Raw genomic sequence first — 12062 nt, 5'->3', positions numbered from 1 at the left:
CAAGCCGGGTGATGTTCGCTGGGATCGCACTGCTGCGCGCGGCTGCCGCTCCGGTTTCGGGGTGGCAGCCGTTGTCGCGTGCGCGTCCGCCGACCCCGATTCGCTGCCCGTTCGGCCACGACCACCCGGCAGGCCCTGGCGGATCGCTGCCGATTGGTCTACACCTTTATCGCACGTCATCCGGCCGACCCCGGAGGTGCACCGTGCCGAAGCGAACCCGCCTGGCCGCCGTCCTGGCAGCGGCCGCGCTCGCCGTGACCGCCGCCGTCACCCCGGCCTTCGCCGAGCAGACGGCGCCGGCGTCCCACCAGATCACCAGCCGCTACGACGCACTGATCCCCGCGCCGCTCGAGGCGAAAGCCCATGGCGGCCCCGGATTCCGGCTCACTCCGGGCATCGTCGTCCGCACCGAGCCCGGTTCGGCCGAGGCCCGCCAGGTCGCCGAGTACCTTGCCGAGGAGATTCGGCCAGCCACCGGATTCGACGTGCCGATCGTCGACCGTCCTACGGCCCGCCCGCACATCGCGCTGCTGCTCCATGGTGCGGGCAAGCGGGTCGGTGACCAGGGCTACCGGTTGGACGTCACCCCGCATCGGATCACCATCCGCGCCAACACCTCGGACGGCCTGTTCGCCGGGGTGCAGACGCTGAGGCAGCTGCTGCCCCCGGAGTTCGCCGCCGGCACGCAGCAGAAGCACACGTGGACGGTGCCCGCCGGACGCGTGGTCGACGCGCCACGGTTCGAATACCGGGGCGCCATGCTGGACATCGCCCGGCACTTCCACACCCCGGACGAGATCAAGTCCTACATCGACCAGATCGTCCACTACAAGATCAACTACCTGCACCTGCACCTGACCGACGACCAGGGCTGGCGGATCGAGATCGACTCGTGGCCGGACCTGGCCCCGGTCGGCGGCGGTCCCGGCACCGGCGTGGACGGTGTCGGCGGCGGCTACCTGACCAAGGAGGACTACGCCGACTTGGTCGCCTACGCCGAGAGCCGGCACATCACCATCGTCCCCGAGATCGACATGCCGGGGCACACCAACGCCGCGTTGTCGGTCTACGGCGAGCTGAACTGCGACGGCGTCCCGGTGCCGCCGCGCACGGACACCGAAGTCGGATACAGCTCGCTGTGCATCGGGCTGGAGACGACGTACCGGTTCGTCGAGGACGTCATCCGTGAGGTCGCGGAGCTGACCCCCGGCCCGTACCTGCACATCGGTGGCGACGAGGCGCACGCCACGCCGGAGGAGGACTACCGGGCGTTCATGCAGCGGGTCCTGCCGCTGGTGGAGAAGTACGGCAAGCGCGCGTTCGGCTGGACCGAGGTCACCAAGGCCGAGCCGCCCACGTCGGTCGTGCCGCAGTTCTGGCACACCAACCGGGAGAACGCGAGCCTGGCCGACGCCGTCGCCCACGGCAACAAGGTGATCATGTCCCCGGCCAACAAGGCCTACCTGGACATGAAGTACGACCAGAACACCCCGCTCGGCCTGTCCTGGGCCGGCTACATCGAGGTCAAGGACGCCTACGACTGGGATCCGGGAAGCCACGTGACGGGTGTCGGCGAGGAGTCGGTGCTCGGCGTCGAGGCACCGCTGTGGTCGGAGACCCTGCGCAACATCGACGACATCGAGTTCATGGCCTTCCCCCGGCTTCCGGCCATCGCCGAGCTCGGCTGGTCGCCCGCGGACAGCCACGACTGGGAGTCGTTCCGGGCCCGGCTGGCCGAAGAGGGCAAACGGTGGGAGGCGGAAGGGGTCGACTTCTACCGGTCCCCGCAGATCGACTGGTGACCCCTTCCCGTCCTGCAGTCGGCGGAGAGCCGACGCCGCGGCGGCCCCGGACCAGTAGCCGCGGCGTCGGAGCCACCGCGGCCGACAGTCCGTCCGGTCGCCGCGACGCATGCCACCCCCGCCGCACTGTCGACGGGACAGCGCGGTGCAGGCGGTTCAGACCCGCTCGACCAGCAGAGAGACCCCCTGGCCCACACCGACGCACAGGGTCGCCAGGCCACGCCGAGCGTCCTCCCGCTCGAGCCGCCCGAGCAGCGTGACGACCAGCCGTGCTCCGGAGCAGCCGAGCGGATGGCCGAGCGCGATCGCCCCGCCGTCGGCATTCACCTTCTCCGGGTCCAGCTTCAGCCTGCGGATGACGGCCAGGCTCTGCGCGGCGAACGCCTCGTTCAGCTCGACGGCGTCGATGTCGTCCACGGTCAGCCCGGTGCGGTCCAGAAGCTTCTCGGTGGCGGGCACCGGCCCGAGCCCCATGACGTGGGGGGCGACACCGGCGCTGGCGCCGGCCACCACCCTGGCCCGCGGTGTCAGTCCGTGCCGCTGGATCGCGCGCTCGCCGGCCAGCAGCAACGCCGCCGCACCGTCGGACAGCGGAGAGGACGACCCCGCGGTCACGATGCCGTCCTTGCGGAACACCGGCTTCAGCTTGGCCAGCTTCTCGAGGCTGGTGGAACGACGCGGTCCTTCGTCGGCCTCGACAAGCTCGTCACCGACCGGCACCGGCACGATCTCCCGCCGGAAGTGCCCGGCGTCGGCGGCCGCGACCGCGCGCTGATGGCTGCGCAGGGCGAACTGGTCGGATTCCTCCCTGGTGATGCCGTCGAGCCTGGCCACCTCCTCGGCCGTCTCCCCCATGGACAGCGTGACCTTGCGGACCTCGGGCCCGGCGCCTGCGGGCACGGCCCGGTCGTGCTCGGTGAACTTCGGGTTGGTGAAGCGCCAGCCGAGCGAGGTGTCGGACACCTCACCGGGCCGGGCCCACGGGGTGCCCGGCTTGGCCATCACCCAGGGAGCCCTGGTCATGGACTCCACTCCGCCCGCGACGACGACGTCCGCCTCACCGGCACGGATCGTGGCGGCGGCGGTCGCCACCGCGGTCAGGCCGCTGGCGCACAACCGGTTCACCGTGTATCCGGGGACCTCGTCCGGCAGCCCGGCCAGCAGCGCGGCCATCCGCGCCACGTTCCGGTTGTCCTCACCGGCCTGGTTGGCCGCACCGAGGATCACCTCGTCGATCGCGTCGGCGGGAACCGTGGCGCGGCCGACCACTTCGCGCACCACCATCGCGGCCAGGTCGTCCGGCCGGACCTGGGCCAGCGCGCCACCGTAACGTCCTTGCGGGGTGCGGACTCCGTCCACGATGAACACGTCAGTCATGGCTCTCCCACTGTGCTCGCGCGGCGTGGCCGCGGCTGTCGCCCTGCGGCGGTGTCTTTCGCGCCAGGGCGCTGCTCGGGTGTCGGATCGGCACGGGGTGATGTGCCCGACGGTGTCACGTTACCCGGGTCGTCCGGCCTTCTTCCGCTCCGCGCGCAGCAGACCACCGCCGACGATCAGCCGCTGGATTTCACTGGTGCCTTCGTACAGCCGCATCAACCGGACGTCGCGGTAGATCCGCTCCACCGCAACCCCGCGCATGTAGCCGTTCCCGCCGTGCACCTGGACGGCCAGATCCGCGACCTTGCCCGCCATCTCGGTGCAGAACAGCTTCGCCGCCGACGGCCCGATCCGGCGGTCCTCCCCGGTGGCGTACCGCCGGGCCGTGTCCCGGACCAGTGCACGACCGGCCATGACGCCGGTTTGCTGGTCGGCGATCATGGCCTGCACCAGCTGGAAGTCACCGATCGGGGTACCGCCCTGCGTGGCGGTCGCGGCGTAACTCACCGATTCGTCCAGCGCCCGCTGGGCGGCTCCGACGGCCAGCGCGGCGATGTGGATCCGGCCGCGTGCCAGCGAAGCCATGGCGGCCCGGTAGCCGACGTCGGCGTCACCACCGACGAGCGCCTCGGGACCGACCCGCACCTGCGAGAAGGTCACCTCGGCGGTGCGGGAACCTTCCTGGCCCATCTTCGCGTCGTGCGGCCCGACGGTGATCCCCGGCGCGTCCGCCGGGACCAGGAACACCGCGATCCCGGGACTGGCCTCCGACGGCGGCTGCGTGCGCGCGAAGACGACGAACAGCCCCGCCTCGGTGGCGTTGGTGATGAACTGCTTGGCGCCGTCGATGACCCATCCGTCGCCGTCCGGCTTCGCGGTGGTCCTCAGCCCGGCCGGGTTCGAGCCCGCGCCCGGCTCGGTGAGGGCGAACGAGGCGACGATCTCCCCCGAGGCCATCCCGGGCAGCCACCGCGCCCGCTGCTCGTCGGTGCCGAACCCGACCAGCACCTGGCCGGCGATGCCGTTGTTGGTGCCGAACATCGAGCGCAGCGCCAACGACGAGTAGCCGAGCACCATGGCGACCTCGACGTCCTGCACCACGTCCAGGCCGAGCCCGCCCCACCGCTGCGGGAGCGCGTACCCGAACAAGCCCATCTCGGCGGCTTGCTGCCGCAGATCGGCCGGAATCCGGTCGGTCTCCATGATCTCGCGCTCGCGTGGCATGACACGCGAGCGCACGAAGTCTTCGATCTGGTCGAGAACCTCCGCGAAGACGTCATCGGGAACATCGGGGTTGCCGGTGTACATGCCCCTCACTATCGAGGGCGACGCCCGCCGAGCGCCACCCGTCGCGATCACGATCACCGCGCAGTCCGGTCACGGCGCGTCACCACTTCCCGACAGCGGCCGACGTCCCCCAGCGCGTGGCCGGTGTAGCCCGTCCCGGTGTTAGGCTCCGGACGGTGCAGCCGGGGAAAGTCACCACCGAGCGAGTCGTCATCATCGCCTCGACCGTCGTCGCCGCACTGAGCATCGCCTACTTCTACGCGGTCAACATCCCCTTCGCGCACATCGACCTCGAGGTGTACCGGTTCGCGGTCTGGCGCTGGTGGGAGGGCGGCGACATCTACGGGGAGCTGCCCGCGGTCAACGGCGGCCTGGTCCTGCCGTTCATCTATCCCCCGTTCGCCGCGGTCTGCATGATCCCGTTCGCCGTGCTGCCGTGGACACTGTCCTACACACTGCTGTTCCTGCTGGGGATCGGCTGCACGGTCGGCACGGTCTATCTGGTCGGCAGGCATCTGTATCCGCAGGCCAGCAGGCGTACCACCCTCGCCGTGGCGGGCGGCTCGCTGATCCTGCTGCTGTGCCTGGAGCCGCTGCGGGAGACGTTCGCCTTCGGGCAGATCAACTTGCTGCTGATGGGGCTGGTGGCCATCGACTGCCTGGCCAGGCGGACCCGGTGGCCGCGCGGCATCGGTGTCGGCCTGGCCGCAGCCGTCAAGCTCACGCCCGCGGTGTTCGTGCTGTACTTCCTGCTGCGCCGGGACTACCGGGCGGTCGGCGTGGCCGCGGCCACCGGGGCGGCCGCCACCGCGCTCGGATTCCTGGTCAATCCCAGCGGCTCGGTCACCTACTGGTTCGGCGGCTTCGCCGGGGCGGGCCAGATCAGTGGCTCCACGTACCGCACCAACCAGACCGTGCAAGCGGCGTTCGCGCGGCTGGGCCTGGACGGCACGACGCTCGTCGTCGTGACCGCTGTCGTGGTGCTGGTGCTGCTCGCGCTGGTGGTGATCGGCGCCCGGGCCAGCACCCCGGAGACCGCCCTCATGCTGTGCGCGGCGTTGTCGTTGCTGGCGTCCCCGACGGCGTGGTCGCACCACTGGGTGTGGATCGCGCCCGCGGTCGCCGTCATGGCCTACGGCTGCCTGCAGGCGTGGCAGGACAACCGACCTCGACGATTCGTCCTGCTCGCCGGTACCGTGATCACCGTGGCGACGTTCGTCATCGGCCCGTTCCACCAGCTGCCGGGCAACGACGACTGGAACAACCCGCCCATCGATCTCGAGCAGTTGTGGACGCCGGAACAGCACCTGGTGGGCAATGCCTACGTGCTGCTGGGTATCGCCTGGATCGTCGCGATGGCGATCACCGGGATCGTCGGCAAGCGCCGGCAGCGGCGCGCCGTGACTCAGCCCGACGAGGCCCCAAAAGCCGCGTGAAAGCCGAGAGCTGTCGCCCGCTGCCGCGGTCACTCGGCACGATCGCCGTCGATGCCGTGGGCAACCGCTCATCGGTATGGCCATCGACGGGCCGGCGCCGGTCTGGCCTGCCCCCGGCTGCGCGGCTCGCTCGCCACGTGTCGGGCCTCGAGTGCGACACCGTGCGCCAGCTCGTCGAGGGCCGTCGGCCCGGTCGCGTTGCGGTGAGCGAGCTCGACCGACCGTTCTTGCCGATCCGACTGCCGCTGCTGCGGCCTACTTGCCGCCCAGCTGCTCGTGGAGCCAGTCCACCTGGAGACGGAGCAGGTTCTCCGCGACGTCCTCGTCCGCTGGGGTCATGTGCGTGGTCGCCACCAAGGGAACGAACTCGTGCGGCTTGCCCGCCTTGAGCAGCGCCTGGGACAGCCGGAGCGCATGCGCCACGAAGACGTTGTCGTCGGCCATGCCGTGCACGATCATCAGCGGCCTGCTCAGGTTCGGCGCGTCGTCGATCAACGAGTTGGCCCGGTACGCCTCCGGGTTCTCGTCCGGATGCCCCAGGTAGCGCTCGGTGTAGTGGGTGTCGTACAGCTTCCAGTCGGTCACCGGCGCCCCCGCCACTGCCGCATGGAACACGTCCGGCCTGCGCAGCACGGCCAGCGCAGCCAGGTAGCCGCCGTAGGACCAGCCGCGGATCGCCACCCGCGACAAGTCCAGCTCCGGATGGTCGGCGGCCACCGCCAGCAGCGCGTCCACCTGGTCGTTCAGGCTGACCTCGGCGCAGCGACCCGCGATCTCCTTCTCCCACGCCGGGCCGCGGCCAGGACTTCCCCGGCCGTCGGCCACCAGCACGGCGAATCCCTGGTCGGCCAGCCACTGCGGTGTCAGGAACGCGTTGCGCGTGGCGAGCACCCGCTGCGCGTGCGGACCGCCGTACGGGTCGAGCAGCACCGGAAGCGGGCCGTCGCTCGGCCGATAGCCGGTGGGGAACAGCAAGGCGACGCGGAGCCGCCGCTTTCCGGCCGTCATCATCTTCGGCCTCGGCTCGATGCCGGGATCGGCGGTGTGCACGCCGATCGGCACCGGGTCGTGCCCGTCACGAACCACGCTCACCCGCGGACCGGCGTGATCAAGCGACCATGCGGACAGCACGCACGCCTCGGCGCGCCCCGCCGCCACCGTCACACCGTCGACCGTCGACAGCCGGCGAACGGAGCCCTGGTCGGTGCGGTAGACGTGAATCTGCGTGGGATCGCCGGCGGACGCGGTGAACAGCACCTCGCGCCCGACGTGCACCACCGACCGGACTTGCAGCGACGGATCGGTCACCAGCTCGTCGTCGATCATCAGCCGGTATGCGTCGTCGGAGACGACGACACGCACCAGCCGGCCGTCCTCGGTCCACGCGGGCACTCCGGTGACCAGCTCGACCCAGGCCTCGTCGGTGTCGCTGTACAGCTGCCTGGTCGCGCCGGTTTCCGGGTCCACCGCCAGCACGTCGGTACGGCGTTGATCCCTGGTCTGCACGGTCACCAGCGGCGGGCCGCCCGCCGACCAGTGCACGGCGGCCAGGTACTCCCAGTCCCCCAGGTCGACGTCCACTCTGGACCCGTCCAGGCGGAGGAAGGCCAGCGACACCCGCGCATTGGGCGTGCCCGACGCGGGGTAGGCCATCGAGGTCGGCTGTGTGCCCGGATCGGCCGGGTCGGCGATGTGCCAGCGCTGGACCCCGCTGGTGTCGGTTCGTTGCGCGAGGATGGCGCTGCCGTCCGGGGCCCACCAGTAGCCGCGGGATCGCCGCATTTCCTCGGCCGCGATGAACTCGGCGAGCCCCCAGGTGACGTCGTCGTCCGGCTCGTCGGCCAGCACCGAGTCGGTCCCGGAGGCGAGATCCACGACCCACAGGGCGCCACCCACCACGTACGCGACGTGACTGCCGTCGGGGCTCAGCCGCGGATCGACCGCCGCGCCGTCGACCCGGAGCGACACCTCGCCGGAGGCCAGGTCGACCGTGTAGAGCTTGCCTGCCAGCGAGAACGCGACCGTGGTGTGCCCGGAGTCCACGGCGTAGCGCATGACACCGCCGCCGGTCTCCCGAGCCCGCTCGCGCCGGGCCCGTTCCTCGGGCGGCAGGTCCTCCTCCCCCGGCAGCAACGCGTTCGCGTCGACCAGAACGGACTCGGTGCCGGTGGTCAGGTCCAGCGACCACAAGCTGTGCTTCTTGTCGTACCCGTCGGCACTGCGCAGGAACAGCACGCGCGAGGCGTCCGGTGAGATCGCGAACTCCCTCGGCGCACCGAGGGTGAAGCGTTGGGTACGGGCCAGCTTGCGGAGAAACGGCAGGTCTTGCCGGTCAGTCGTCACACCACTCGTCACACCGTGCACTGTGCCACGCCCGGTCCCGCCACCCGGCACCGCATCACACGATGCAACGAATCGATTGCCGAGGTGGTCAACTGTGCAACAAACAACCGCAATGAGCAACGTTGTGCGGATGATTGCCGCACATATGCTGCCTTAACCTGGCGGTATGACCACGACGGTTCCCACTTCCCCCAGCCTGACTCGCCCCGCCGTGACCAGCCGCGACTTCATCGCGGCCGACGAGCGATGGTCGACCCACAACTACCACCCGTTGCCGGTCGTGATCGCCGAGGGCGAAGGCGCGTGGGTCACCGATGTGGACGGCAAACGGTACCTGGACTTCCTGGCCGGCTACTCGGCGCTGAACTTCGGCCACCGGCACCCCGAGCTGATCGCGGCCGCCACCCGGCAGCTGAACCGGGTCACCCTCACCTCCAGGGCGTTCCACCACGACCAGCTGGGCGCGTTCTGCCAGGAGCTGGCCGAGCTCACCGGCACCGAGATGGTGCTGCCGATGAACTCCGGCGCCGAGGCGGTCGAGTCCGCCATCAAGGTCGCCCGCAAGTGGGCGTACCGGGTCAAGGGCGTGCCGCAGGGCAAGGCGGACATCGTCGTCGCCGGTGCCAACTTCCACGGCCGGACCACCACGATCGTGTCGTTCTCCGACGACGAGACCGCGCGAGCCGACTACGGCCCCTACACGCCGGGCTTCACCATCGTGCCCTACGGCGACGCCGAAGCGCTCCGGAAAGCGATCACCGAGCACACCGCCGCGGTCCTGCTGGAGCCGATCCAGGGCGAGGCAGGCGTGATCGTGCCACCGGCGGGCTACCTGGCCGCCGTCCGGCGGCTGTGCGACGAGCACGGCGCGCTGCTGATCGCCGACGAGATCCAGTCCGGCCTGGCCCGCACCGGAAAGGTGCTGGCGCTGGACCACGAGAACGTGCGCGCCGACCTGTACACGCTGGGCAAGGCCCTGGGCGGCGGGATCGTGCCGGTGTCGGCGGTCGTCGGCAGCCGAGACGTGCTCGGCGTGCTGCGTCCCGGTGAGCACGGGTCGACGTTCGGCGGCAACCCGCTGGCGTGCGCGGTCGGCCGCGCCGTCGTGCGGCTGCTGCGCACCGGCGAGTTCCAGCAGCGGTCCGCCGAACTCGGCAAGCACCTGCACGACCGGCTGACCAAGCTGGTCGGCAACGGGCTGACCGCGGTGCGTGGCCGTGGCCTGTGGGCCGGGGTGGACATCGACGGCATGACCGGGCGCGAAGCCTGCGAGCGGCTGGCCGGCCGTGGCGTGCTGTGCAAGGAGACGCACGGCGCCACGCTGCGCATCGCTCCCCCGCTGGTCATCACCCGCGAGGAGCTGGACCAGGGCCTGGACGCCCTGGCCGCGGTGGTCGGCCGCTGACACCGAAGGCCCTATCCTCCCGGTGTGCTGATCATCGGGCCGCTGGCGCTGCTTGCCGCCCTGGCGCTGGGACTGGCGCGGCGGCGGCCGTGGCCGATCGACGTCGCCTGGCAGCGGGACGCGGCGCTGTGGTTCGACGGGCAGCCCGAGGTGCTCGGTCACCTCGTGCTGCCCTCCGAGCCGGTGGTCCTGGTGCCCGTCGTCGTGGTCGTGGTGGTGCTGTGCATGCTCGGCCGCGACCGTCCTGCCGCGCTGCTCGCGGCCACGGCACCGCTCGTTGCGGTGCTGTCGACCACCGCGGTGCTCAAACCGGTGTTCCGGGCGCTGTCCGCGGGCACGCTGGAGTACCCCAGCGGGCACACCGCGAGCCTGGCGGCCGTGTGCGCGCTTTTGGTGCTGTTGACCCGGCCGGGGGTGGCCAGGGCGGTCAGCGCAGGCGTCGGGATGGTGCTCGTCGTCGCGGCCGGGATCGGCATGGTGGCGGCCGGCTACCACTACCCGTTCGACATCGTCGGCGGCTGCGCCGTCGGCGTGGGCGTCGTGGTGATCGGCCACGTCACTCGGCGGCGTCTCGCGCCAACGCCGTCAACCGGCTGATGGCACGCAGGTACTTCTTGCGGTAGCCGCCCGCGAGCATGTCCTCGGGGAAGATCTTGCTGACGTCCTGGCCGCTGACCGCGACCGGGATGGCGCGGTCGTAGAGCCGGTCGGCGAGCGCGACCAGCCGCAGCGCGATGGCCTGGTCGTCCACCGGGCGCACCCCTTGCACGAACACCGCGGACACCCCGTCCACCAGGTGCCCGTAGCGGGCCGGATGCACGGCCGCCAGGTGCTCGCACAACTTGCCGAACTCGTCCAGGGTCGCGCCGGGGCGCGCGTTGGCCGCCGCGACGAGTTCGTCGTCGGACATCGGCTCGGGCGGCTCCGGCAGGCCGCGGTGCCGGTAGTCCGGCCCGTCCACCCGGATCACCTCGAACCGCGCGGCCAGCGAGTGGATCTCGCGCAGGAAGTCCTCCGCGGCGAAGCGGCCTTCGCCGAGTTTGTCCGGCAGCGTGTTCGACGTGGCCGCCACGGCCACCCCGGTGTCCATCAGCTCGGACAGCAGCCGGGTCATCAGCATGGTGTCGCCCGGGTCGTCCAGCTCGAACTCGTCGACGGCGAGCAAGGTGTACCCGGAGAGCCGTCGCACGGTCTCGGCGAACCCGAGCGCCCCGACCAGATTGGTGATCTCGACGAACGTGCCGTACGCCTTCGGGCCGGGAACCGCGTGCCACAACGAGGCGAGCAGGTGGGTCTTGCCGACCCCGAACCCGCCGTCGAAGTACCGGCCCTTGCTCGGCTGCGGCCCGCCCTTCCGCCCGCCGAACAGGCTGCGCCAGCGGGACTTCCGCCCGCCCCCGCCTGCGCCGATCTGCTCGGCGAACGCCCGCGCGGCAGCCACCGCGGCCGCCTGGGTCGGCTCGGCCGGGTTGGGCACGTAGGTGTCGAAGCGCACCGCGTCGAACCGAGGCGGTGGCACCAGCCCCGCGACCAGCTCCGCTGGTTCGACCTCGGGGAAGCGATCGACGAGGGACGCCGGCATGGATCACACCCTACTTGGCCGGACGCCCCGTCCCCGGAGTCAGCCGGGCCGGATGTGATGAACTGGGCATCGTGTACGCGCTGTGGCCGACCGACGGTGAGCCCACCGCAGTGACCGACGCCGACCTGGAACGCCTCTACGACTATCCGCCGGAGCTGACCGAGCCCTGGGTGCAGGCGAACATGGTCAGCTCGGCCGACGGGGCGGCCGCGGTCGACGGCCGGTCCGCGGGCTTGTCGCATCCCGCCGACAAGCGGGTGTTCGCCCTTGGCCGGGACCTGGCCGACGTGGTGCTGGTCGGAGCGGGAACGGCACAGGCGGAGCGCTACGCCGGGATCAAACCCCGGGAACTGCGCACGTCCCGGCGCCAGGCACGGGGGCTGTCGCCGCTGCCGCCGATCGCGGTGGTGACCAACCGCTGCTCGCTGTCCCCGCAGTCCCCGCTGCTGACCGACACCATGGTGCCCCCGATCGTGCTGACCTGCGCCGCCGCGCCGGCCGAGCGCCGCGACGCACTGGCCGACGCGGGGGCGGACGTCGTCGTCGTGGGCGAGGACAGCGTCGACCTCCCATCCGCGGTGCGGGCCCTCGGCGACCGTGGGCTCTACCGGATCGACTGCGAAGGCGGCCCGCGGCTGCTCGGCGCCATGGTCGCCGCGGACCTCGTCGACCAGCTCTGCCTGACCGTGTCGCCGCTGCTGGCGGGAGCCGGCGCGGAGCGCATCGTGAGCGGCCCGGCCATGACCGGCCCGCCGCGTTCGCTGCGGCTGGCCTCGGTGCTGACCGCGGACGGCTTCCTGATGCTGCGCTACCGGCGTGCTTGACCGGAG

The 12062-nt window shown here is 71.3% G+C and carries 9 protein-coding genes; 5 read left to right on the top strand and 4 right to left on the bottom strand.

What is annotated here, in order from left to right:
• Window positions 1–203: 203 nt before the first annotated feature.
• Complete coding sequence (locus CXP56_RS11285) at window positions 204–1802, top strand: beta-N-acetylhexosaminidase (RefSeq protein WP_245566515.1); 1599 nt, start codon at window positions 204–206, stop codon at window positions 1800–1802.
• A 156-nt stretch (window positions 1803–1958) separates the two neighbouring features.
• On the opposite strand, the gene CXP56_RS11280 is transcribed toward CXP56_RS11285, so the two are convergent.
• Together CXP56_RS11280 and CXP56_RS11275 are read right to left on the bottom strand one after the other, a co-directional pair.
• Complete coding sequence (locus CXP56_RS11280) at window positions 1959–3179, bottom strand: thiolase family protein (RefSeq protein WP_028846269.1); 1221 nt, start codon at window positions 3177–3179, stop codon at window positions 1959–1961.
• 120 nt (window positions 3180–3299) lie between these two features.
• Window positions 3300–4487, bottom strand: coding sequence for an acyl-CoA dehydrogenase family protein (locus CXP56_RS11275; protein ID WP_286901043.1), 1188 nt, complete (start codon window positions 4485–4487; stop codon window positions 3300–3302).
• A 155-nt stretch (window positions 4488–4642) separates the two neighbouring features.
• Between CXP56_RS11275 and CXP56_RS11270 the strand changes: the two genes are divergently transcribed.
• Entirely contained in the window at window positions 4643–5902 is a 1260-nt protein-coding gene (locus CXP56_RS11270; RefSeq protein ID WP_051309508.1) for a glycosyltransferase 87 family protein, read from the top strand.
• 255 nt (window positions 5903–6157) lie between these two features.
• Here CXP56_RS11270 and CXP56_RS11265 read toward each other — a convergent pair whose 3' ends face one another.
• Window positions 6158–8257 carry a S9 family peptidase gene (locus tag CXP56_RS11265; protein ID WP_028846271.1) on the bottom strand — a complete coding sequence of 700 codons (2100 nt, stop codon included), beginning with the start codon at window positions 8255–8257 and terminating at the stop codon, window positions 6158–6160.
• Between the two features lie 154 nt (window positions 8258–8411).
• Here CXP56_RS11265 and rocD point away from each other — a divergent pair, with 154 nt between their 5' ends.
• Window positions 8412–9650 carry an ornithine--oxo-acid transaminase gene (rocD, locus tag CXP56_RS11260; protein WP_286901042.1) on the top strand — a complete coding sequence of 413 codons (1239 nt, stop codon included), beginning with the start codon at window positions 8412–8414 and terminating at the stop codon, window positions 9648–9650.
• A 24-nt stretch (window positions 9651–9674) separates the two neighbouring features.
• Window positions 9675–10247 carry a phosphatase PAP2 family protein gene (locus tag CXP56_RS11255; RefSeq protein ID WP_051309509.1) on the top strand — a complete coding sequence of 191 codons (573 nt, stop codon included), beginning with the start codon at window positions 9675–9677 and terminating at the stop codon, window positions 10245–10247.
• On the opposite strand, the gene zapE is transcribed toward CXP56_RS11255, so the two are convergent.
• Entirely contained in the window at window positions 10207–11232 is a 1026-nt protein-coding gene (gene zapE, locus CXP56_RS11250) for a cell division protein ZapE (protein WP_028846273.1), read from the bottom strand. The two genes, CXP56_RS11255 and zapE, sit on opposite strands and share 41 nt — an antisense overlap.
• 62 nt (window positions 11233–11294) lie before the next feature.
• Between zapE and CXP56_RS11245 the strand changes: the two genes are divergently transcribed.
• On the top strand, window positions 11295–12056 hold the full coding sequence (locus tag CXP56_RS11245; RefSeq protein ID WP_286901074.1) for a pyrimidine reductase family protein: 762 nt from the start codon (window positions 11295–11297) through the stop codon (window positions 12054–12056).
• Window positions 12057–12062 lie beyond the last annotated feature (6 nt).

Source organism: Thermocrispum sp., from assembly GCF_002919275.1.
In the GTDB taxonomy this organism is placed as follows: domain Bacteria; phylum Actinomycetota; class Actinomycetes; order Mycobacteriales; family Pseudonocardiaceae; genus Thermocrispum; species Thermocrispum agreste.
The sequence above is the reverse complement of the archived record's forward strand: the minus strand, read 5'-3'. Positions and strand labels throughout refer to the sequence as shown.

Bases quoted from the DNA above. Each gene is read 5' to 3' on its own strand.
- CXP56_RS11280 (WP_028846269.1), bottom strand. From the start codon at position 3,179: ATGACTGACGTGTTCATCGTGGACGGAGTCCGCACCCCGCAAGGACGT.
- zapE (WP_028846273.1), bottom strand. From the start codon at position 11,232: ATGCCGGCGTCCCTCGTCGATCGCTTCCCCGAGGTCGAACCAGCGGAG.
- rocD (WP_286901042.1), top strand. From the start codon at position 8,412: ATGACCACGACGGTTCCCACTTCCCCCAGCCTGACTCGCCCCGCCGTG.
- CXP56_RS11275 (WP_286901043.1), bottom strand. From the start codon at position 4,487: ATGTACACCGGCAACCCCGATGTTCCCGATGACGTCTTCGCGGAGGTT.